Source organism: Roseibium sp., from assembly GCF_048260565.1.
Taxonomy (GTDB): domain Bacteria; phylum Pseudomonadota; class Alphaproteobacteria; order Rhizobiales; family Stappiaceae; genus Roseibium.
On sequence record NZ_JBLXGP010000015.1, the window covers coordinates 40,119 to 63,409 of the forward strand.

The 23,291-nt window shown below is 50.2% G+C and carries 17 protein-coding genes, 1 tRNA gene and 1 pseudogene; 11 read left to right on the forward strand and 8 right to left on the reverse strand.

From position 1 onward, the window contains the following. Nucleotides 1–405: 405 nt before the first annotated feature. Nucleotides 406–1,140, reverse strand: a complete 735-nt coding sequence (locus tag ACN0SO_RS23370; RefSeq protein WP_417681647.1) for an FkbM family methyltransferase — start codon at nt 1,138–1,140, stop codon at nt 406–408. An 88-nt stretch (nt 1,141–1,228) separates the two neighbouring features. Between ACN0SO_RS23370 and ACN0SO_RS23375 the strand changes: the two genes are divergently transcribed. The 6 genes from ACN0SO_RS23375 to ACN0SO_RS23400 all read left to right on the forward strand — a co-directional run bounded on the left by ACN0SO_RS23375 (nt 1,229) and on the right by ACN0SO_RS23400 (nt 2,996). Then, nucleotides 1,229–1,447, forward strand: coding sequence for a hypothetical protein (locus tag ACN0SO_RS23375; RefSeq protein ID WP_417681649.1), 219 nt, complete (start codon nt 1,229–1,231; stop codon nt 1,445–1,447). After that, entirely contained in the window at nt 1,437–1,901 is a 465-nt protein-coding gene (locus ACN0SO_RS23380) for a lysozyme (RefSeq protein WP_417681651.1), read from the forward strand. Before ACN0SO_RS23375 ends, ACN0SO_RS23380 begins: the two co-directional genes overlap by 11 nt. Continuing rightward, nucleotides 1,901–2,257 (forward strand): hypothetical protein, encoded by a 357-nt coding sequence (locus ACN0SO_RS23385; RefSeq protein ID WP_417681653.1) that lies wholly within the window; start codon nt 1,901–1,903, stop codon nt 2,255–2,257. The genes ACN0SO_RS23380 and ACN0SO_RS23385 overlap by 1 nt, the downstream gene beginning before the upstream one ends. After that, nucleotides 2,223–2,492, forward strand: a complete 270-nt coding sequence (locus ACN0SO_RS23390) for a hypothetical protein (protein ID WP_417681655.1) — start codon at nt 2,223–2,225, stop codon at nt 2,490–2,492. The genes ACN0SO_RS23385 and ACN0SO_RS23390 overlap by 35 nt, the downstream gene beginning before the upstream one ends. Then, complete coding sequence (locus ACN0SO_RS23395) at nt 2,489–2,731, forward strand: DUF6127 family protein (protein WP_417681657.1); 243 nt, start codon at nt 2,489–2,491, stop codon at nt 2,729–2,731. The genes ACN0SO_RS23390 and ACN0SO_RS23395 overlap by 4 nt, the downstream gene beginning before the upstream one ends. Before the next feature lie 175 nt (nt 2,732–2,906). Next, a tRNA-Ser gene (locus ACN0SO_RS23400) sits at nt 2,907–2,996 on the forward strand. A 541-nt stretch (nt 2,997–3,537) separates the two neighbouring features. Here the strand turns inward: ACN0SO_RS23400 and ACN0SO_RS23405 are convergent. The 3 genes and pseudogenes from ACN0SO_RS23405 to ACN0SO_RS23415 all read right to left on the reverse strand — a co-directional run. Further along, nucleotides 3,538–4,500 (reverse strand): annotated as a pseudogene (locus tag ACN0SO_RS23405) (recombinase family protein); the annotation flags it as partial. Then, nucleotides 4,497–4,940 carry a hypothetical protein gene (locus ACN0SO_RS23410; RefSeq protein ID WP_417681658.1) on the reverse strand — a complete coding sequence of 148 codons (444 nt, stop codon included), beginning with the start codon at nt 4,938–4,940 and terminating at the stop codon, nt 4,497–4,499. The pseudogene ACN0SO_RS23405 and the gene ACN0SO_RS23410, both read right to left, overlap by 4 nt. Before the next feature lie 31 nt (nt 4,941–4,971). Continuing rightward, nucleotides 4,972–5,478, reverse strand: coding sequence for an antirestriction protein ArdA (locus ACN0SO_RS23415; protein ID WP_417681660.1), 507 nt, complete (start codon nt 5,476–5,478; stop codon nt 4,972–4,974). Nucleotides 5,479–6,097: 619 nt separating this feature from the next. Here ACN0SO_RS23415 and ACN0SO_RS23420 point away from each other — a divergent pair. From ACN0SO_RS23420 to ACN0SO_RS23435, 4 genes are all read left to right on the forward strand, one after another. Continuing rightward, nucleotides 6,098–9,595: a DEAD/DEAH box helicase gene (locus ACN0SO_RS23420; protein WP_417681662.1), complete on the forward strand. Its 3,498-nt coding sequence runs from the start codon at nt 6,098–6,100 to the stop codon at nt 9,593–9,595. A 26-nt stretch (nt 9,596–9,621) separates the two neighbouring features. Beyond that, nucleotides 9,622–13,563, forward strand: coding sequence for an NACHT domain-containing protein (locus ACN0SO_RS23425; RefSeq protein WP_417681664.1), 3,942 nt, complete (start codon nt 9,622–9,624; stop codon nt 13,561–13,563). A gap of 734 nt (nt 13,564–14,297) precedes the next feature. After that, on the forward strand, nt 14,298–16,121 hold the full coding sequence (locus tag ACN0SO_RS23430; RefSeq protein ID WP_417681666.1) for a hypothetical protein: 1,824 nt from the start codon (nt 14,298–14,300) through the stop codon (nt 16,119–16,121). Nucleotides 16,122–16,325: 204 nt separating this feature from the next. Next, nucleotides 16,326–16,577 (forward strand): hypothetical protein, encoded by a 252-nt coding sequence (locus ACN0SO_RS23435; RefSeq protein WP_417681668.1) that lies wholly within the window; start codon nt 16,326–16,328, stop codon nt 16,575–16,577. Between the two features lie 180 nt (nt 16,578–16,757). Here ACN0SO_RS23435 and ACN0SO_RS23440 read toward each other — a convergent pair whose 3' ends face one another. The 3 genes from ACN0SO_RS23440 to ACN0SO_RS23450 all read right to left on the reverse strand — a co-directional run bounded on the left by ACN0SO_RS23440 (nt 16,758) and on the right by ACN0SO_RS23450 (nt 19,049). Further along, nucleotides 16,758–16,988 (reverse strand): DUF2026 family protein, encoded by a 231-nt coding sequence (locus tag ACN0SO_RS23440; protein ID WP_417681868.1) that lies wholly within the window; start codon nt 16,986–16,988, stop codon nt 16,758–16,760. Nucleotides 16,989–17,080: 92 nt separating this feature from the next. Beyond that, nucleotides 17,081–17,698 (reverse strand): tyrosine-type recombinase/integrase, encoded by a 618-nt coding sequence (locus tag ACN0SO_RS23445; RefSeq protein ID WP_417681670.1) that lies wholly within the window; start codon nt 17,696–17,698, stop codon nt 17,081–17,083. 619 nt (nt 17,699–18,317) lie between these two features. Continuing rightward, nucleotides 18,318–19,049 carry a hypothetical protein gene (locus tag ACN0SO_RS23450; RefSeq protein ID WP_417681671.1) on the reverse strand — a complete coding sequence of 244 codons (732 nt, stop codon included), beginning with the start codon at nt 19,047–19,049 and terminating at the stop codon, nt 18,318–18,320. Between the two features lie 142 nt (nt 19,050–19,191). Here ACN0SO_RS23450 and ACN0SO_RS23455 point away from each other — a divergent pair, with 142 nt between their 5' ends. Further along, entirely contained in the window at nt 19,192–20,571 is a 1,380-nt protein-coding gene (locus tag ACN0SO_RS23455) for a hypothetical protein (protein WP_417681673.1), read from the forward strand. On the opposite strand, the gene ACN0SO_RS23460 is transcribed toward ACN0SO_RS23455, so the two are convergent. Continuing rightward, nucleotides 20,568–23,057, reverse strand: coding sequence for a CHAT domain-containing protein (locus ACN0SO_RS23460; protein ID WP_417681675.1), 2,490 nt, complete (start codon nt 23,055–23,057; stop codon nt 20,568–20,570). The two genes, ACN0SO_RS23455 and ACN0SO_RS23460, sit on opposite strands and share 4 nt — an antisense overlap. Nucleotides 23,058–23,291: the final 234 nt, after the last annotated feature.

The following is a 23,291-nucleotide window of genomic DNA, read 5'->3' on the forward strand; positions in this document are numbered from 1 at the left end:
TGCCGTTGCTAAGCGGCTTTTTTCATTCCGCCCGGCCTGTTTTTCGCGCAGTTCGGCCTAACAGACGGATGGGCGTTTGTGGTCCGGTTGCTTGCGCAGAAGGATTTCCGCGATGAGGACTAGAACGTGTCTTGCCAGTGCTACGGCGACCGGAATAATTGCTTTTGTCAGGGTCCGGAAGCGGCCCCAGATGACCGTTGATAGCGCACCGATGTGGGGTAACATTGGTGTGCTTTATGACATTCCTGCGCAGCGTCTTGTCTAGGAATGGCGAGGGTTCAAACGCATGAACAGTGTCGAAAAACTCAGAAAGTCGCACAGGGGTCAGGCCGATATCTCTAGTTCAAACAAAGTGATTGCCTAATTTTTCCAACCCGTCAGATGATTAGCCGATTGGCTTGTTGTTCACGAGAATGGAGTATAATTCAGTCGCTTGAGGGCTGGTTCGAAAAACCTTCTAAATTTCGCATCAGCGCTTTTGCGGAAGAAGAGCTCTTTCCGTAACCCGCCACTAACCTCATATCCGAGATCAAGCAGATACTCGATGATTCTCGCGACGTAGATGTATTCGTCAGATGTGCGCCGGCAACATTCAATGCAAAGTACAGGAGAGTTACGCTCAAGCGTCTTGCGGGCGCCGCGGAGCGCCTGCAGTTCGTGGAATTGGACGTCAATCTTGACGAAATCCACGTCAGCAAAATTGAAATCGTCGAGCTTGGTAAATTTCGCTGTGGTCGTCTTTGTGTATTTCACGCCACTACTGAAAAATGAAGCGCTTCCAATGGCTTCTTCATTTACATAAACGGTGTTCGTGCCTCTTTTGTCAGATAAGCCGACCTGATGCAGTGTGTAGTTGTTCTTGTCTGCAAGATTTAACTTCAAGCACTCCGCGTTGTCTTCGTACATCTCGAAACAATCAACATGCGCAAATCGATTGCATAGGTCCCGCGACCAGAAGCCGACACATGCGCCCATATCGATAGCCCGGCGAAATGAGGTCACCTGAGAAAGTGCCTGGTCGCGCTGTTCCTTCTGATACTCGCCGTTTGCCGAAGCTTCCTTGCCGGTAGTTAGGACTTCTTCGAAGTGAATCTCATTCTGAGGGAGAACCCAGCCTTTTACGGTCTTCGTAGGGATCAACTTTTGGGCTCCGGATGCTGAATTTGAAGTAGCCGGAAAGCTACCTGCAACCAATGCTTACCGCAACCTTTCCGAAAAGGAACTTCCTTTGCTGATCCCTAATTGGCGGATGGTGCTCCGGCGTGCCTGGAGCATCCGCCTGATGCTGCTTGCCGGGTTCTTGTCCGGCGTCGAGGCCGCCCTGCCTTTGCTGGGCGGCTTTTTTTTCATTCCGCCCGGCCTGTTTGCCGCGTTGTCCGGCCTGACGGTCGGAGGGGCGTTTGTGGCCCGGCTGCTTGCACAGAAGGATATCCGCGATGAGGACTAGAACGCGTCTTGCCGGTGCCGCGGCAGCCGGTGCGATTGCCTTTGTCGGGGCCTGGGAGGGTCTCCGGATGACGGCCTACAGGGATATCGTCGGGGTGCCGACGGTGTGTTACGGCGAGACACGCGGTGTGCGCCTGGGCGATCGGCACAGCAAGGCGGACTGCGACGCAATGCTACTTGCCTCCCTTAGACGCCACGAGGCGGGGATGCGCAGGTGTCTTAAGGCGCCGGACCGCATCCCGGAGAAAAGCTACATCGCGTTCGTGTCGCTCGCCTACAATATCGGTGTCGGGGCCTTTTGCCGATCGACGGCGGCCCGAAGGCTGAATGCCGGGGATGTGCGCGGCGCCTGCGACGCCGCGACCTGGTTCAACAAGGCCGGTGGGCGCAGGATCAAGGGGTTGGTGAACCGGCGGGCCGCAGAGCACGATCTGTGCATCGAGGGGCTGAAATGATGGCGGGTGTGATCCTGCGCATTCTTTGGCACTTCCTCAGCAGCCGGGCCGGCGTTGTCGTTCTCATCGCAACAGCCCTGTTCTCCTGGCACACAGTCGACAAGACCAGCGCTGTCCGCCGTGCCGTTGCCGATTATGTGGCCGATGTGGAGCTATCCGCCAAGAACGCGGAACTGGCCGAGCTGAAACGGCGATCGGCCGTTTTTGCATCCGCCAATAAAATCCTTCTCGACCAAGTCGCCCAAGCAAACGCAGATGCGGAAGCCGCCTACCAGGAGCTGGAGCATTATGTTTCAACCGTCGCTGACGATTGCGCTGTTGATGGCGCTCTTCTTGGGCGCCTGCGCCACCGATAAGGAGCGTGCAGAGCGTGCGGGTGCCGCTCTGGGCACCTTTGAAGCCCAGAAGGTAAGGCCCAACCTTCCGGACGATTGCCGTAAGCAGGAACGCTCCGGCGTACGTATGGGCGAACCGCTGGACACGGCCCTGATCCGCACCGACCGGGCGCTCGGCCGGGCCAACGCCCGCGTGAAACGCTGCGCCGACTGGCATGATCAGGTTGGCGCGGGAATTGATGAGGGGGCCAAATGACCGAAGAAGACCTACATGACATTGCCCGCAATGCGGGCAGGGAAGGGGCAAGGGAAACCCTACGCGCCCTGGGTGTCGATGCGGACCATCCGCTGGAAGCTCAGAAGGACATGCATTTCCTTCGGGATCTGCGCAAAGGCACCAAAAGCATCAGGGGTAAAGCCATCAACACGATCGTCGGGGCGTTGGCACTGGCCGGTTTGTACAAGATCTTCGACGGTTTCCGGTGGGGACCGTGAACGGAATGGTTCGTATACTGGAATACCCGGACCTTGAGCGCAATTCGAACTCCGCACCCTTCCGATCTTCGTTCTTCGGGAGGTGAAATTGCCTGAAACCGCTTGGTGGAAAATGCCGGCTGACTAAAAAATACGCCTTGATCTGCGAGGCTTTGCCGCGTACACGAACCTTACCGGAGAGGTGGCCGAGTGGTCGAAGGCGCTCCCCTGCTAAGGGAGTAGACGGGCAACCGTCTCGAGGGTTCGAATCCCTTCCTCTCCGCCATTTCCTTTTCATCGTCATTCATGGCGGCTAACACCTTGAACGGACTGGTGGTTTTCGCGGTTCGAAAACCTTGATTCCGGGCATATGGCAACGGGGCTGCGAAGACCAGTTTTAAGAGGGTCTGACGGTGGGCCTGATGTGGTGAAACCCAGAGATTCCAAGGGCTTGCAAGGAACGTCAGAGCGGTTCGAAATTTTTCATCGAAGTTCTGTCCGATGTCAGGCTTTTTCGTCAGGTTCTCGGCAATCAGCGCTTTTTCGGCTTCCAGCTTTTCCAGCTTGGTTTCATAGGCCTTGATTGCGGAGGGGCTGGTGGTCTCGATCAGCCTATCCGTCAGTTTGCCGATTGTCGTGCCGATGGCCGCAAGCGCCCGCTTCTGCTCCTGCCACTTTTCCTTGAAGCGCTGAAGGCGATTGTTCCACTGATCGTGGAGCATGAAACCAACTATGGTGAAGACTTCTTGCGAAGGCTGCATCTGCTGGATCAGGGCTTCGAACTCCCCTTCCAGAACGTCACGGCGGATGGACTTGCGGCGCTCGTCACAGTCCTTGTTGAAGCATTCATAGTACGCGTAGCGCTTGTTGCGGCCCTTGGCCCAATAGGCGGTCAGGGGATGGCCGCAGCAATCGCAGGTAACAAAGCCCCGGAGTGGAAACTCTTCGGCGGCGTCGGCACGGGCCGGGGCGTGACTGCCTTCGTTGAGCCTTGCCTGAATGCTCTGGAACGCCTCCCATGAAATCAGGGCTTCATGCTTGCCCTTCATCAGCGGCACATCCCAAGGCTTGTACTCGTAATAGCCCGCGTAGATTTTGTTGGTCAGTAGGTTCTTGATCCGCTGCGGGTGGATTTCACCGTTGGTGTCGCGGGCGAAGATCGGGTGCGGCTCTAAAAAGCGCTTTACCTCCGCCTGGGTCTGAAAACGTCCCGTGGCGAAGCCTTCCAAAGCCTCCTGAATGAGGCTGGCATTGGGCTCGTCCCGGACAAGAAACTTGCCGCTGTGACCCTTCACGCGGGCGTAGCGATAGCCTGTCGGGGCCCAGAACGCGAAATAGCCGTTCATCAGGCGGGCCTTCATGCGGTGGCGCACCTGCTCGCCGTTCTTCTGGCGGTGGTGCTGCGCCATGCTGGCGACGATGTTTTCGAAGAGAACGCTATCGGCATCCTCGCCGAACTCGATGGAGGGGCTTTCCAGCCGTGCTCCGACTGACCCGAAGGCATTGCGCAGCTTGCGGTGGACTTCCGTGTCGCGGGCAAGCCGGGAGACATCGTCGATCAGGACGACAGGCTCCGCCGAACGGTGCTTGCGCAGCCAAACCATCATCTCCTTAAGGCCCGGACGATCCGCAAGGCCCCCGGATACGCCTTCATCTTTGAAGACTTCGGCAACCTCATGATCCTTATAGGCCGCAAAGTCGCGGCAGCGGCGCTCCTGGGAGGCCAGGCCGTCGCCCTTCTTCATCTGGGATTTGCTGGAAACGCGCGTGTAAATGACGGCAATGCTCATAGGGCCTCCTCTTTTATTGTTGTTCCTTCCGATACTAAGGCAAGCGCCTCCTCGATGGCATCAAATGCCTGTTTCGTGATGGCCAATTGCAGGGGGTAAGTTGGCGCGGCGATGGTCAGATCGATCAGAGCCTCGGTCATGGCCCAGAGATCGCGGAGCATTTCGTCTTCTTGTTCTCTGGGGAGGTTCAAGGGGGCGATGTGAGCGCGGTAACGCTCAAGGTCAAAAGTCATGAGAAAGCCTTTCCCGCGCGGCCCTGCCTTGCCGCCGGGCCGCACGTAATGCGGTTGAGTGGAAATGAATAAAAAAATGCGTCCGCTCCCCCGCGTGGGCTCATCAAAGGCCGAAGGCGGGCGAAAATCCGGATGCACTTGTAGGAATACTGTCTCATTTCTAGCAGGGAAATTTGAAATAGTCAATAAAAATGAATAACTTAACATAACTACGGCTATTCCTGTTCGCGCTTCCTCCTCAATGGCAGCGGTAGACGCAGGTTTCCCCGGCAATCACAATTTCAGAGAAATCCATCTCCAGATCGCGGGCAATCGCATCGTAGTCGATGTAAAATTGTAGAGGCTCCGGTATCGGCCCGAAAATCCCTTCCTCGACAAATTGCTCGGCCAATTCGCGCATGCTGGAAACATAGAAAATATCTACATCCGCGCCGTCCGGATCGCTCAGAACGCTTTCAAGGTCATAGCCACAGTCACCAACGGCAATGATCAGCTTTTGCTTGTCTTGCTTGTCCAGATCCTCAATGGCTTCGAAGAAGCTTTCCAAATTGGCCTGATTGACACCGAAAGCCTTGGCCAGTTCGGAGTCGATTTCCTCGCCATCGATGAATTGGATTTCGAATTCCTCGACGGGTTCCCCATAGCGGTTCACCGCCTTGATTGCCTTGTCCTGATAGTCCTCAAAAGTCTCGAAATAAAAGCCAGATGCTGAGATGTCATAGGGCTGGGCAAAAAGTGTCGTCATGTCATCCTCCAAAAATAAGAAATGGGTTGCGCTTGCAACCCTGCTTCCGGCGAGGATGGGATACGGGAGAGATGTGCAGACGTGGCGGGCCGGGCTGCGGGGAGAGCGGATCGTACCGATCTGCGAAAACGCGGCCCTGACCGTCCCAGTAGGCTGCATATTGAGGGGTAAGGGCAAAGCCCTTCGACCCGATTCCTCTTAAAACATCAGGGATCGAAGCCGAATGGCCAAGATCGGCAAAGACGAACTTGGTTCACGAGAGCTCACCTGGTTGCCGCTTAAATCCAAGAACCTGCTTTTCTATATGCTTTTCTTCGCCAAGACGGTCACAAAATTCTGCAGCTTAAAAATTATCTTTAAGAACTTCTAACAGAAAACAATTTTACTCGACTCAGCTAGAGTAAGGCGGTGTATTTCCTAATTTTTCTGAGCACAGTTGGTGGAACCTCGTTAGCTTGCCAGGTCCTTCAGCTTTCACTCATGTGTTGTAAATCCTTCAAAATACAAGTTTTTACTGAACTTCTTGCAATCAGTCACTGATTGCGAAATAGTTATTAAAAAGCAAATACATAAACTAAAAGGTATGGCGGTTTCATGCGCCAAACTGGACCAAGATCGCATGACGAACAGACCGTATTTCAACAAATCGATTATGGAGCTGGAAAAGGCTTTTAAGGACAACCGCAGTGATCGAGAAACGCTCAATCGCTTGGTTCACGAACTTGGTTTCCGCAGCACGCAAAGAGCTCTTGCTCTCAAGATGAAAGTCGAGGCTGCGAATACTGGCCAACTTTCCAAACCTGCCACTCAAAAGACAACTCCCAAGCAAGAAAACAAAACAAAACAGCACGAACCTGTGCTGCCATTCGACGATCCTCCAAAGCCCTCCGAAACCCTCAAACCGCCTGAACCAATCAAGTCTGTTATCAAACCCGTGGCCAAGCCACCGATCACAAATGACGCGCAAGATATTCTGCGCGCGTGGACGGCTTTGGAGGTGTTGTCACCGCAGGGGTACAGACGAGAAACTGACTTGGTCGCCGGTGATCGCAAAAAGATTGCCCGCTTCGACGAAGCGCCTCTGCCATGGGAGCTGGGAGAAAAGTCTCTCCCCAAAAAGCGGCTCTATTACGAGCTGATCCTCGGGGCGATAGAGCTGGCTCCCGCTGTTGAATCGCTCCTGAAAGTCTATGCGGATAAGCGTCCCGATAAACCCAGCATGCGGGGGCATAGTCCGGTAGCCAGCATTTTGCTGGACAAAGACGGAAGGCCACTTGAAGAGGACACCGGTGCGGCGATTTCAAGCTTCGCCTGGGGCGTGCCTATCGCCTTGCAGGGTGATCTTAAAAAACTTGCCGACTGGCCAGCGCAGGAAAAACTCCTGATGGCTGCCTTCCGGAAGATTCTGATCAAGTATGATCGGAATAATGACGTGATACCTCTCACCAAGAAGCACATTACCAAACTATTCGATCATCTCGTCAGCGCATTGGACCTTGGTGGTCATGCGGTGAAAGCGCCTTATTTCGCGTTGCGGCGCTATGAGTTTTTTGCCAGCAAGACGCCACCCGAACCGGGTTTGCTGAATTCGTTCTTCTTGGAGGATTTGGCAGCTGCCCGCGTGTTGGCACAAACGGGGAATTTGCCCGAAGCGCTTCAATATTACCTTGGCATCAAGAAACCATCGCATCGCACCAACTTGCTGGAAGACGATGCGGGTCTACAGGACTTGTTGCAGCCCGCATTAACGCCGTCCGGCAAGTGGCCGGGCAATGGCCGCTTTCCGTTGGCTTTGTTACAGCAAGCGGCAGTCAATGCTACAAATGCCGCGCGTCTTAAAACCAGTATCCTCGCCGTCAATGGTCCGCCTGGCACTGGTAAGACAACATTGCTTCGCGATGTTGTGGCAGCGCGGATCATCGAACGCGCGGTGGTGATGAGTGAATTCAATCGCCCATCACAGGCGTTCACGCCAACCAGTCAAAGCCTTCAACGCAGCGGAGCGAAGATCACGCTTCATAAGCTGGACGAGCGTCTCAAAGGTTTTGAGATGGTTGTCACCTCATCGAACAACAAAGCCGTCGAGAATGTCAGCGCAGAACTTCCCGCGCTGGACGCAATCGCGGCGGACGCGCCCGAACTCCGATATTTCAAGAGCGTTTCGGACAACGTCCTTGAACGTGAAACGTGGGGTATCATTGCCGCTGTCCTAGGCAATTCATCAAACCGCTACCTGTTCTCGCAAGGTTTCTGGCGAGATGAAGAGAATGGTCTATCCACCTATCTCAATCATGCCAGCGGCGTACCGCAGATTGTATCAGAGCCTCAAGGTGGCGGCCGTCCTCCGCTAAAGCGAAACCGTCAAATCATCGACTGCGAACATCCACCATCGAACAACCGCGAAGCTCAGGCGCGGTGGGAAAAAGCCCGCTCCACCTTCAAGACCAAATTTGATGCTTTCAAGCGAACGCAAAGCAACCTACAAAAGCTTCATGTGCAGCTCGTCCGCCTGGCGCATGTCGCAACCGAAATCAATAATCTCGCTTCAAGGCTACCTCCTCTTGAAGTAGATACGCGGACCATAGAAAACGACTTCGCGACTGCTCGAAACGAGCAACAGGAAGCTGAAATCCAGATCAGAGTTTCCCGGCAAGCGCAGGCTTCACATTTTGCATTACGCCCTGGCTTTTTCGCGCGGTTGTTCAGAACGGCTCGCTTCCGAGCTTGGCACGGCGAACAGCAAAGCCTTTCAAAGAAAGCCTACGGCGACCAGCAGCTATTTCAGAACCGCAAAAAAATTTCCGATGATCTTGGCGCCGAGCTGGCTACGAAAAAAGAACTGATCGCACAGACACAAAAATCTCTGAACACGCTGCGCGCTGAAAAATCCGATCTTGAGGCAAGCCTAAATCAGGCGCGCGCAGAGATCGATGTACCTATTCCTGATGCTGGCTTCTTTGCCGGAGCGCATGAAGACATTCAAATGGCCAGCGTCTGGTTCGATAAGGCCGCGAGCCGGCAGCGCGATGATGTATTTGAGGCTGCTATTCAACTGCATCGCGCCTTCATTGACAGTGCAGCCGATCCGTTGCGACAAAACCTCTCTGTTTTTGTCGAGACTTTCGGTACACGCTCACTCGGCACACCGCAAAAAGATGCACTGATCGCCGACCTATGGTCATCTTTCTTCCTGGTCGTGCCGGTGGTCTCGACGACATTTGCATCGGTCAACCGGATGTTCTCACGGCTGCCGACGGAAGCCTTGGGATGGCTTCTGGTAGATGAAGCAGGACAAGCTGTGCCGCAGGCCGCCGTTGGCGCAATGATGAGGACAAAGCGTTCGGCTGTAGTTGGCGACCCGCTTCAGATCGAACCTGTCGTTACGCTCCCGAACAGCCTTACGGAAGAGATATGCGCCTTCTTCGGCATTGACCCGCTAAAATACAATGCGCCTGAAGCTTCCATACAGACGGTGGCGGATGCGGCCAGTATGTATTGTGCCAAGTTCCCGATCGGCAGCGGCCACCGCGATGTTGGCGCGCCGCTTCTTGTACATCGGCGCTGCGACAGTCCAATGTTCGATATCTCGAACGAGATTGCCTATTCAAACCTGATGGTGCAGGCTAAAAAACCGTCAAACGCAAATCCGGTCCTTGGCTACTCGTGCTGGGTAGATGTTGTCGGCAAACCCGGTCCTGACAAGTGGTGCGCTGATGAAGCAGCAGTGTTGATAGACATGCTGCAAAGGCTTCGCGCGAGCGGAGCTGAAGCGGATCTCTATGTTGTGACGCCTTTTGTCATCGTGCAGGATAATCTGCGCCAGGAACTCCTTAGCAGCGGTATTTTGAGCGGTTGGGTCGACAGACCTGATGCTTGGGTTTGGGAACACGTCGGAACAGTTCATACCGTTCAGGGGCGTGAAGCCGGAATCGTCTTCTTCGTCCTTGGCGCACAAGCTTCCTCACAAAATGGTGCTCGCAATTGGGCCGGCGGCAGGCCAAATCTCGTCAACGTTGCGGTTACCCGTGCAAAAGCTTCGCTGTATGTGATCGGCAATCGCAGCCTTTGGAAAACGGCGGGAGTATTTTCGGTGCTGCACAGGTATCTTTCTGATTAACTATTTTACTTTGGGCAGAAAAAACTATGAAAAAAAATATTGCCGGAGGAGCCGCCACAGCCAGTGGGATAAATTATCAGGCGGCAGTCGCGGCTCTCGGGTTAACTCATATTGCAACTGGAAGATGGCTGCCTTGGCTTGGCAATCTTAGCACCGCACTACCGCTTGCGTTGTCCGCGGAGACCAGTGGCGGCGGGGATGATTTTCGAATTGACCTTTCCGACAAATCCCATCTGGAGGTGCAGGTGAAACGGGGCCTTGCTCGTGGCGCTAAGCTTTGGTCGGCCCTAGAAGCCTTAGCTAAGAGCATTGTATCAGACCCTTTAGAATTTGGCCTTCTTATTGTTTGTGACAGCTCTTCGCAGACGATTAGAAAGGAGTTGTCTCGCGATATTATTCGTATGGGTGACGGCCGATTTGACAACCTGAAAGGCATTTCACTCGAGTTCAAGCAAAAGCTTGAAAATAGTGGATTGAAAGTAAGAGACGTATGTTCGCGGCTTCGTGTAGTGACTGTAGACGCCACTGAACTCACTTCCCCAAGCGTTCAAACAGCTATTCGGGACTTGGAGGATATTTGCAAGGATAAGAAAAGTGCGGAAAGTGCCTGGTCCGCTTTATATATCGATAGCGGAAAGATCATCGAGACCAAAGGTCGACGGGATCTTATTTCCATTGGTCGCGTATTGGGCACAAATGCAATCGATCTCGGGCGTGATAGCTCCCAACCTGTTTCATTTATCGCATCCGTAGCTCAATGGATAGTGACTAACAATTCTGATCTAATTATTCCAGGAATGACCCGCCCGCTAGCTCTAGAAGAAGCTTGGATTAAGACCAGTGTAAAAGTACAAGAAGCTCCAATTAGCCAAGCCACTTCCGACCTTGCGGAGGCACTGGAGCGCTATCACGGCTCGGTAGAGGCTACGCGTAATGATTCCTCATTTGATATAGAATGGCTCGGGCGATTTGTGCCGCACCTTGTATTGATCGGAGGGCCCGGCGCAGGGAAATCAACTGCAGCCAAAGTGATAGCACGAAAATATGGTCTCGACGGCTTCCCCGTTTTAAGCCTTCGCCTGCCCCGACTAGCTACACGTTTGCAGCGCGGAGATGGCCTCTGGGAAGCGATGCTCGCTTTAGGTTTGGATGGCTCAGGTGTGAACCGCAATGATGCTTCTCCGACTTTTCCATGGGTAATAATCGCGGACGGATTGGATGAATGCGGCTTTCAAAAAGCTGAAATTGCTGCAGAACTGACGAAGTTTTCAAATAGCCACCCGCACATCAAGATTATCGTCACTACCCGTCCCATAGGTTATGATGTTCCGCACTTTCATGCTTGGCGTCATTATCGAATGCTAGCCCAGGACGACAGTAATGCGGGACAAGCGCTCAGCGACTTGGTTGGATTAATCAGCAACGGTTCGGTAACTATTCCGGGACGTCTGCATAGGCTCGATGGCGTGCCGAAGGATTTATCGAACGCGATCAAGCGAACTCCACTGATCTTAGTCTTGAGCGCGGTGTTACTAGCAGATGGGCGGCCATTTCAGAAGAACCGCGCCGCTCAGTACAGTGCGATTATCGAGCGTATTCAAAAGACAAACGCGCCGCGCGCTGATGACGGCGGCATGTCTGAATCTGTACTTAATTATGTTCTCAATCTCATTGGCGAACATTCGATTGCATTTCCGTTGAGTGATTCAAAAAGCACCACAGAGTTCGTGACTGGCCAGCTGAGCGTTGCATTGGGAACAACAGAGTTGAAGGCTCAGGATTTTGTTCAGAAGGCCGTGGAGTATTGGACTGATGTAGGTTTATTGGAAAGGGTCAGTCACGGAGATCAAGAACTGCTGACCTTCATTCATCGCACCTTTGCAGAGTTTTCCTCAGCGAGATTTCTCGTCGAAAGCATTAAAGATTCCCAAAAGCGCGACGAGTTACTTAGCGAGCGCATGGCTAATAGCAAATGGGAAGAGGTTGTTGAATTTGTAAGTATGCTCGGATGGGGAGATGCAGTGGTCTCTCGACTACTCGCCGATTTTGAAATTACGTCTGTCTGCGCTCCAAAGGTTGCGCAATCTCTTCGTATAGCGGCCTTCGGAAATCAGAACCTGTCAAACGAGGTGTTGTCTCTAGTTTTTCAACACTCATCTGAACTCAGTATGACCGGTCGGCGAGATCTAGTAACGCTTATTGCAACACCGTTAATTGATGCCGCTGCCCGTTACCAAGACTATACGAGGTCGATCGGCCAATCACTTGCCAATTCGCAATTCATTTGGAGCCGACTGCTGGGGCACAGTCTTTTGCTGGCTAACGACCCGTCTCCAATGGAGGTTGCCAATGCACAAGATGAATTATTACAACTGCGAGTCACGATAGAGGAAGATAAGCCAGAATTAACAACGGGTTTTATCGCGATAGATAAACCATCTCCCGTCGGACTAATTGAAGCCTTTGTAGTTAGGCTTATCGACCAACTGGCTCTTACCCTTCCGAAACCTGAGCTCATCGAAGCAGTTGCGCCAATTGTTGAGCTGAGGGACAAGTACAGCCTTGGATTTTATGAAGCTATCAGCAAATGTTTTCAGAGACATGAGATTCATGAGCAGGTAAAAAAGGCTGATTTTGGGATCTCCGGCTTTGATAAGAACTGGATCGAAAATTTCAGCACAGGGTTCAAGGACAATTTGCTTGGGGTTTTTTCCCCAATAACTAGCCTTCTGACAGTAGGGCAAAGAAAGGTAATTATTCCTTCAGTAGAAGAAAACTTTTTGTATGTGAGTGCTATTTTGCAGATCACAGGCTTCTGGAATATGACACTTCATGAGGTCGCGGGTGCAGGGTCAGGTGAACTTGCGGCTGCCGAGCAGGAGACAATGAGATGTTTTGTTCATGCTGCTGGTATTCCCTTGGATAGCCTCGTTTCAGAAGTGGCAGCATTAGAAAACCAAATTAAGCAACAGGCCGACCTTTCCGCGCGTCTGTTTGAGAGAACCGTTCGCGTTGATTGTGACCTTCCCGATTGGCACTCAATCGCCACTCCACCTGCTGATCTGAATAAGCTGGAAAAATGCGTCCGCGAAAGTTCTTACTGGATGGCGCGAATAGCAACTGCGCTTATTGAGGATCAAGCTACTGAGAGCGAACGAGAAGAAATAACACGGCGGGCTTTAAGTGAAGACGGCTATTATGCAGTGGCACTTGCTTCTCATCTCGCTTTATCTCTTCCGAAAGATAAATCTTTGGTGGTCTTGATGGAAGCTGCAGGTGGCGAGCGAAAACATGTAGGCCCAGTTCTTGACGCTCTCTCAAAGGTCACCGTATGGAATAAGTCATTACTCGAAGTATGCCGCATTCATCTGCTTAGTGCTGATGTCGAAAATGCTGCAGCAGCCGCAAGCCTGATGTTAGAGATAGCGGCGCCACAAGAGCCTTCGGTTATTGAACTTTCACGTGAGGGCTATGAGTACTGGCTTGAGCATGAGGAGCCATACCCTGTGAAGGGTGGAACGGTCCCGACAAGCCCGCGTGATAGTTTAGTAAAACTTGTTGAGCTCCAGTCGTGGTCTGACAAAGATATCTTTCAGGCAATTACTGACCCGAGAACAGATGTTAGAAATTTCTCTGTTCAAATAATGATTAAACAGCTCGGCAATACAAATTCTGCACGATGCCTTTTCGTTGAATTGTGTATCAACGAAAAGCTTTCACAAGATACGGTTCGAACTGTTCTTAAAAGCACCCCGCCATTCAATGAATATGAGGTCAAGGAACTTTCGAAATTATTGAAAAACAAAAGCCCGCGATGGCGATATGTGGGGCTGGAACTACTGCGCCCAGAATATATGAAATCACATGAAGCGCTAGCGGTTATTGATGAAATGGTTGATGAGACTGTTCCTGAAATAATCGCTGGACTAGAACAGGCTCGGCAATGGGCTAAAAATCAGGCTGCATAATCTGATGACTAGGGCCTCGTGTAATCTACGAAAAGTTTTTTGAAGGGCGTTCAACCAGCCTGGCGATTGTGCATTTGGCACCGGTGGAGAGGCATACTTCCAAGCCCTGCGAGTAGTTTCAAGGGGCGCGATAGCTCTTTGATCGGGTTCAGCGTCGATACGCTGGCGCTCATCCAATCTGCGGAAGGTTGGTCATGGGGTCCAGTGGGAGCACGACGGCTCCCTGGCGGAGATGAAACGTCCGGTCGTTTTGCTGGCGCTTGAAAGGCTCGATGCCTGGAATGCGTCAATAGCCGGGAGGGATGCAACGGGAGGCGCGCAGCGGGCCTCCCTTGCCAAGATGTGGAGACGGCAGACTCCACACATCTTGCATACCGCGTGAACCACCGGAGAACGCACATCTCGCATACCGCGTGAACCACCGGAGAACGCACATCTCGCATACCGTGTGAACCACCGGAGAACGCACATCTCGCATACCGCCCTTTAGGGCACAACCGCGTTAACGACCTCATGCCATGGTGTTACGCTGCCAGAGAAGCGTAACAGAGAATAGCGCAAGAAATCAGGTCAGCTCCGGACGGACGCTCACAATTAACCAATCCCAGCAGTAGGCCTACAACTGTCCACTTCGGCGCTAAAAAGTAGGCGAAAGTCAGATGGCCTGCTATGTTGCGCAATCGAGGCGTGCATATTAAGAGTTTAATTTTGAGTGCTTTGGGGGAAGCAATTTAGTGAAACACAAAATTCCGGCTCACGTCCGAAAAAACATGGAAAAAGGCAGATTCCAATCTACTGTCGGGAGTTCGATCAGAAGAGTTTTTCCTGAAGGAACTGCAAAATCTTTGGTATCTGACCCGAGTTGGCACTTACCACCGGGGACACCGCAAGATATTTTTGCGGCAACGGGGCTATTATTGGAAGACTCGGGTGCGTTGGCGTTTTTTGGCGCGGGACTTAATCGCTCCCATAAAGAATATCCGAAGCTTTTTCTAGATAGCAAAAGCTCAAAGGAAATGCAGGAGATTGGCAAGAAATGGTCACAATTCGTCGAAGAAATACCAAATGAAATTTCCATTCTATGGGAAGATCTATTCAATTATTGGGAGTTTCCCTTAAACCATAGAGCCTATAAATTCAATAAAGAAAGAAAGAGAAACGACCAATACTGGTGGCTGGTCGCTTATAAACTTTTTGTAATTTCGGATACCGCTTGTAATGGCATTGGATTTACGCCTTTTGACTTAAATGAAAAAACTTTTGCGGGTAATTTTTGGCGCTTGCGTGTACAGGAAATCAATCAACGCAAGAAGTTAAATGGCTTTGCGAAAAATGTTGAGCTGCAAAGCTCTTTAGCACCCCGAGCGGATCCGGACGTTGTGTGCGTCCAACCCAAGTCGCTTGTCCCGACCTTGGGTGCGGGTACAAGAGTTTTTTCTAGGAACTTGGCATTGCTTAGACCTCGCGGTCTCGTGCGTACTCAATGGTCGGTGCAAACGAGTGTGGCCACTGTGGAAACCGATCCGGGCTTGAATATCTTAGTAATACCCTTCCCCTATGACTATGAAAAAAATGAGTTCGATCTGTTTCGGCTAAACGACGAAACAACTGAAAGATCCATAAATGTATTTCGGCTCAAACAATCCTGGCTCGAACGTGAAAAATTCTCAAAATTCCTTTCAGTTTGCTCTGAACTAATTCGGGAGTGCATTGATGAGCATGGCAAATCTGTTCATGCTATCGCATTGCCTGAGTTGGCTCTCAACCAAAAAAGCTTCGAAGAGTTTTCCGTATTGGCTAAGAAAATGGCTCCCAGCCTTGAATTTATTATTTCAGGGTCAAGTGAAAACTGCGAACCACAGCCTAAGAAGGGGAACTACATCTGGATAAGGAAGTATGTGGCAAGAAAGGAAGGAAGACACAGTACGGAAGATGGATTTTTCGATATTAGTCAATCGAAGCACCATCGTTGGAAGCTCGATGGTGGGCAGATCCTAGACTACTCGTTTGAGCATGGGGCCGACGGCGGATTGTCTGAATTGGAATCGTATTGGGAGAACTTTTCTGGACGCGCTCGAGAAGTCAACTTTCTTGCATTTCGACAAAACTCGGCTTTTTGCGGCGTAGTCTGTGAGGACCTGGCCCGAAGTGAGCCCTGCCACGAGATTATCCGTTCTGTGGGTCCTAATTTGTTGTTTGGACTGCTTATGGACGGCCCCCAAATTGAGCAGCGCTGGGGAGCGAAATATGCATCGCTCTTCGCTGCTGACCATGGCTGTGCTGTAATGACTATAAGTTCACGCGCATTGGTCGCCAAAAGTCAGGAAAAGCGGGAAACAGATAAGAACTTCTCGGTGTTGTATTTTCGCAGTCCTTATATGAAAAATTCGCTCCCATTTGAGTGCCCCGATCCAAACTCCGCTGTCTTTCTGAGACTTGTGCCTGATACGAATGCTAAACCAAGGCTCCTTATCGATGGCCGTGAAAAAAGTGTTGTTGATTGGGTACTGGACCGCAATTTCCATCCAAGGATAATAAAGAGCTCTAGAGGAGCATAGGATTGGAATAATTTTCTAATTTTTCTTTTTTATTAAAAAGTATTTGGAATTTTTTTTCACCAACGTTAAGATAAAGTTTGGAACTTTAGTTGTGCAATTTACGTTTAATTAGCGGGCCGTATGCACAATACGGAGGCTTCTGCGTGTGACTTGTCAAAGTGCGGATTTCGCCTAATTTCACACCTATATGCCTCTGGGGCTCGAATGAAGCTCGCTGAATATGAGGACAACATGCCGTTATCATTTAATGATGTATTGATGGAACAGATTTCCGAAACAGTTGTTGAGCTGGACATCGAAAACGATGTAAAGCAAATTGTGCTTGATCAAAAGCGCAGAGGTTTTTCCACCGAAGAGATAAATGAATTTATGTTGCGCTCCTATGGATTGGAAGTAGACTCTGCTTCGTATGAATTAGAGCCTTCCAACACTCTCGATTTGACACCAAGCAACTAACAAAGTTGTCTGAGGAATTTTCAACTTTAGCTGGCACGGATATCATCCGGTGTCAGTTAGTCGAACCCCGTCAATCGCACAAATTTAACCCTGCCATTCTGATCGCTGATCCCGCAAATAGGCGCCGTTTTTATAGCCGACTTTTTGAACCACTGCGCGGCAATCTCGGCCATATCTGCGTTAGGCAGGGCGTGTTGGGATGGTGTGCATATGCTTGGCAGTCATTTCTAGCGTTGATTCAACGTAGAAATCACCTTCCATACTAAGATCCTTCAGAGAAGAAGGCATTTGACCTAATGGCTTTTGGAACATTTTTGGTCGAATATTGCTATTTTTTACAATTCTTATTCGATTGAAAGCGGGAGTTATAAAGTCGATTAGATCCAGTTTCATGCGAAAGACGCAGAGCATATCGGTAATGTCATCGCGGCGTTTTTCGGCCCTGGCGAGACACCCGCTCTGCCGATTGGGGATGCGGCGGACGGGCGCCTCATGGGGAAGACCTACTGCCACATACGCCTTGCGATGGCTCGGTCTTCGGGGCCGATGGCGTTGACATAGATGGCGGTGGTGGAAAGATCGGCGTGACCGAGCCAGGATTGCAGTCGGGTTTCCGGTACGGCGGTGATGATGGCGTGAACGCCCATCGTGTGGCGCAGGCCACGGGCGCAACCTTGAACGCCGGAAATCCCGGCTTCTTCCATTACAGTGCGGACCAGCCGCCAGCCCTTGGTTCTCCCAAACGGCCAGAGCAATGTGGTTTCGGGATCGTCGGCGTTTTGTAAGGTGCGCAGGCCGTGCGCTTCGTCCAGCCGAGCGATGAAGCTGCGGGGAACAGGCACAGTACGGAAGTGCCTCCCTTTCAGCCTTCCGCGCTTCTTGGCGCTGCGGATTACGATGAAACCGTCCTCAAGCTGAACCTGCAAGGCGGCCATAGACAGCGCTTCGCAGGGACGGCAACCCGTCCAGTAGATCATTTCAACGAAAGTGCGCTCGGCGGGCTGTTCCAGAACGGATAAAGCGGGATAGAACCGTTTGCGCTCTGTGGGGGTCAGATATTTCCGTTCGCCCGTGATTGTGTAGAGGCTCATTCCTTTGAAAAAGGCATCGCTGGCGGTCATGGCGGTTCACTCCTCGTACCCCGCCGGAAAGTAAAGCTCAGCGCGGGGAACAGTTTAGATATTTTTGTTCCAAGGTCCCATACCTCTCTGTGTTTCAATGGCTTGGCGGATGTTCACGCCTTAACCCATGCCACTAAACAGCCTTTATTGTAAGCAATCATCAAGTAAATTCAATGAGAAAAACAAAAATATCTATTTTGTTCTCTGAATTCATTCAAAAAAAATGCAAAATCGAGAGCTGTTATTGCTTTGGTAATTCTGTATTCATTGTGTTATTCGAGCCTGTCTTACGCAGAAGACATTTTCAAAAGCTCGGAATTTCTGAAATGGCCTGAAGGTAGCCGTGCCTCCTATATCAATACGACTATCGGTACATTAGGGGCCGTATCTGCCTTCAATGATGAAATACAGGCCAAATGTATTGGCGAATGGTATTTCAAACACCGGAAGGAGCGCGAAGCTGAGCTCTATGAGATCATGCGCAAGTATGACGAATTCCATCCTCGAGGTGTCATTATCGCGGTCCTGCAAAAGCAGTGCGGCTCTTTCACTTATTCTAGTCGCTGATATGGAAAAGAGAGCGGTCATGGGTCGTCCATGACAGCCATGCACTATCTCACTAGTCGAACTTTGGCAGCTCGACGGCCATAGTGTTGCCGGGCTGCTCGGCAATTTGCGGCAGCTCATGTTGAATGGCTTCCGGCATAGGCTCAGCTAACTTTTCCTGAATTTTCATCAGATCATCGGCGGAGAAATCCGGGTCTTTCATTTGGTTCTGCATGTCGCCGATTTCGGTCTGATATTCGCGGATATCCAGAACTGTTTTATCGCTTGCCCGCATAGGGTCACGCAGTTCCAGAAATTCCTCGCGGGTTAGTTCATGGCCCTTCCACTCGATCTGCGCGGCCACATCATCATTGATGCGGTGATCATGCTCATCCCAGACGATGCCGCGTTCATCCCGGAAGACATGTCGTCCATCATCCAGAACATAGGCGCGCTCTAATCCGTGCTCATAAGCGGCCCGGTCGCGTGCTGCGGCTTGCTCGGCCTTTTCCAGGGCGGTTTCAGCCGCCTGCGCCAACTCCTGCAAGCGATTTTGTGTTTCAACATAAATCCGGGAATATTCGGGATTAAGCAGGAGCATTTCTAGCGTCGAAAGCTGATGATGGCCTTTCCCCTTCCGTCCTTCGCCGCGAATGGCATCGCGTGTTTCGGCGCTCAGGAAGCGTTTTGTTCGGCCATTGTCGTAGCCGCCGAGTTCGGCATTGAGATCGTCGATGTCTTGCTGGCGCGCTCGATCTTTCTGCGCCTGTACGATCTCGTTAAACTCGCCCAAATAATCCACCATCAACAAATTTCTTTATAAATTTCATAGCCTTAAAATATTTGTTATTATACCATTTTTTAATTCAAGGTTGCAAACTTTATGGGTAGATGACGATTTCTCATGAAAATTCTATGCTAGAATGGAAAAGGCAAAGAGGAGCCTGATGGAACCGATAAACGTTGCCCTAGTACAAGAGCGCCTTATTTATCTTTATAATACCAAATATGATCGCGGCTCTATACGAACTATTTTACGGGAGATCATCAATTCTCAGTCGACATCATATGAAATCATTGAGAGTAAGATTCCTGAAGAAATTGAGAAGGACCAATACGATAATCTATACGATCTGAAATATGACGCTTTTAGATCATTCTTATTTAAAGTAGCAACCTTTATTGATGAGGAAAATATTCAAGAAATCAAAAATTTTCTTATCGAGAAAAATGTTTTGCACGCCAAGGAACTAGAAAAACTTCCGAATAACCCGTTTTTTACTGCTAAGAAACCTCCGAATCTCACTCCGACAGAGATGCGAGAGATGCTAGAAGCGTTTCCGGTGGGTGAATTCTGTCATTCTGAACGGAATGACGTATCCTTACAGTTGAGTGAGCTTGTCTGCGTTCGTCCCAAGCGCTCCAATCAGTTTAAAGTAAGGCATATTCGAGCTGAATATGATCAAAGAACCAATGAAGATGAGAGCAGTTTTCAAATTAGGTTGTCCCAAGGACGTTGCGATAGAATAGAAAAGTATTCAGGAATTCTGTTTGTTTCTGGAAAGAATACATACTCTCTGGTCGAGCGATCCAATGCGGACCTCACGCTCGATATGGCCTCCGTCAACATAGAATTGGAAACTGAAGTAATAAAACTTTCCTACATAAGGGGCAGCAATTATCGATTTTTCCCCTTAAGCTCGCAATCAGGAGAAAACTTAAAATGCATCAAAGCTTTGATAATTAAAGCAAATCAATTCTTATTTGATAATTCCTTCTATAATATTCATAATATTTCTAGTTCAATTGATATTAACATTGGTTTTATTATGAGTATTGAGAATGATTTTCTTAAAGCGGCATCTGAAGATGATGTCCCCGGTTTAGTGAAATGCCTGCTCTCGGGAGTAGATGCGAATTGTCGTTCAGAGGAAGATGGAAAGACCGCGTTTCACAAGGTCGCGCTTAACCGTTCATATGTTTCATTGATGCTATTGCGGCCTGAGCAAGATGACATATCGACAGTACGAGAAAATATTTTGTCGTCGTTTGTTCCCGAGTTTGGAAGCCTTGAAGAGGTTGAGCACAAGTGGTTGGAGGCTATTTCCTCGATAAACCCCTTGGTTTTGGACAAAGACGGATATTTGCCGTCCGGAAACGTACCGTCTATTCGTCCATTTGATGGTTCGACGGACGGACAAATAGGGTATGACTTTGCGAAACGCGTGATGAATATAGAGGCACGTGTTGCCGATGAAGCCGGGGTAGACTATTTCGATTTTGCTTTGTCAGGGAACGACATGCCCTGGCCATCACTTCAAACCTAACGAGCATGAATCGCATAAACCGCCCAGTGCGCTGGTTGAGAAAAATCAGCTACTGAGCTTCCCCCTTTGAAATCGCCCTCCAATGTCATTTTTTTGGTAGGCCTCAGTGTGAGGACGTTGCTTTCCGGGATATTGGCCTTGGGCTCTGCGGTAACGGCTCCCCTCCTCATATTCCTTTGCAGTAGGGTCAATGCAGTCGGAATACGCTGAGGGTTTTCGGAATATTGGTCTGCCAAGTTTTCTATGGTTTTTGCCGCAGTCCCCACTGTTACAGGCCAATAGGTTGCCGCTACGGATTTTGCTCCAGCCCAAAGGAGACCCGCAGCAAGCCCATACGCTTCGTTCTCCTGAAATACTTCGTATATGCCACTCTCACACGACCCCAGGAAAACGGTAGGATTGTTTTCCAGCTCCAGCTTGTAAATTTCTTCGAGCATCAGGCGCTCTTGATTAGACAAGATAAAATAAGACGTGGCAGGCGCGGCTTGCTCGCACCTGGCATGACAGAAAAACGATGCCAGCGAGCATTTCCGAAGAAATCTGACAATTTCGTTTTTGGAAGCGTTTTCTCTGCAAAGGTCGACAAATCCTGGCAACTTATTTGCTGGATTCGTTTCAATTCCAAGATCGCCTGTGGGATTGGTTATTCCAAAGCGCTTGGGGCTATCATCTGGCGCCGCTCCAAATTGATAAGAATACTGCGTTTGCTGCTTTGGCCGGAAATTCTCGTGGGCCATTGTGTCAGATACGGTGACAGTCCAGTGATCTGAGAAACAGTTCCATCCCTCGCGCTCAGAATAGGAGCCTGCCGACTGAAGAGGCAAAAGTCCTAACAAGCCTGTCGGTAAAAGGTGGACATGTGTATCTGGTTCTATTCCCAACTCAATCAGGCTCTGGTGGATTTCTGCCATTAGAGCATCCCAAAGCCAATTAAGGGTTTGAGCTAATACTGCGTTCCAATTTTGAAAAGCCGCTTCAAATTCGTTTCCGACTGCTGTGTTGAGGCTGGTTGCAAATTGATAATATTCATTCAAATAACTCTCTGCACCAAACATATTATTCAATAGAAATTTACTATCAAATTTATCTGTTGAGTAGGTCTTTATATGGTTCTCATCACCCTCTCGCCAAAGGACTGTCCAACTAACTCCAAAATCACATATTGAAATACTGATATTGACCCGCTGCAACGTATCGCTGTTTAAGGCCAGCTGACCTGACAATGATCTCTGGACGAAATCGCTATCGCTGGAGTTTTGTGTCGCAATATATTTCCAAAACAGTGAGCGAGTGCTTTCTGCGGCCAATACCGCTTTGTGCGGCTCGTCCAGTTTGGAATAGCAATACGCTGACAGATCGCCTATGCGCTCAGCATGATTGGCATAATTCCGTATGTCCTCCTGAGTTTTGCATGTACTCAGATAAGTAGCCTGAAACGTTACGAACTTTTCAAATAAATCCGTGGCAGCCTTCCAATTATTGCGCGCCATGTTCGCGAGGATCGAAGCACGGACAACTGAAAGCCGCGCCTCAAACGGAGCGTTCGGGAAATCCATCAAAGCAGATGCACTTGAAAAAGCTATCTTGGAGAAATCCTCATCGGAGGGATCAATAATGACGCCGCTAGCTGCTGCCTGGGCGAGGGACTGCAATAAGGTTTGCCTCAAAGTTACTTGATTTTCTTTTATTTGCGACGCGGTGGCGATAAGCATGCTACAGGCATCTTTAGTCAGAGATATGTTTTCTGTTTTCTCTCCGATTTGGGCTTTGAGGCGTGCCAGTTCGATTTTTGAATCAATCCCTAGTCGGAAAAACCGTGGCGCCCACAGTAACAACAGAGCTTCAAGATTTTCTATAGCTCTTTGAGAGTAAGAAACATCGACCCTATTCCAAGGCAAGCCATTAATCAGGCGGCACGTTTGTGCATTTAGGTAATATGCTCTAAACTTGATGAAATCATTCTCGAGAATCTGGCTAATATTATTCTTTCTACCTTCAACATGGGTAATTATTCTCTCAATTATTCTCTTTATGTCCGTTAAATTTTTCTCCTGTCCCCTATTGTATATTTCTGAGTTTAACTCCCAGTCCAACACATGGAGGCTGGCCTCGCATAGGGATAAGTTCAAAATCAACTGTTCATCTTCTGCAAGCTTTAGCTTCAGTACGTTCCGGATATTACTTTGCACCTTCTCGCATAGCCCTTTTCGAGTGCGTGGCTGCACCCGAGGACACGCTCCTAAAAGGGCTGTACTCTGCGTAAAACTGGACCACGCAAGGTCCGTTACATTTTCTACAGGGTCAGTGAAAAACTGGTCCCTTAAATCTTGTACATAGTTCGATTTTTCGAGCAGAAAATCGACAATTTCAGGATTGTCGTGGTTGAGTGCCGCCTGAATTTCCTCAGCGGTTTTTACCAGTTGCAAACGGGCCCAATATACAGGCGACCACTGTTTGAATTTCTTCGACAAAAAGTCCGTAAGCATTTTGAAAGGCTCCCGAGCTGAACCGGAGTGTGAAGAGCGGTGAGCAAAGTCACGGGAGCAGCACAAGGTGGTCGAGTGACAGGTGCCCCACTAGGCCTGAGTTAAAAATCTCATTCTTGAAATCTAAGGTTGCCGAGTCCGGAGCAAATAGCCTTTTAACTCCGGAATCAAGGCCTCCAGCGGTGGGATATTGAAGCCGTCAACGCGGCTCCACCCCGGGTTGATGTGATTTGA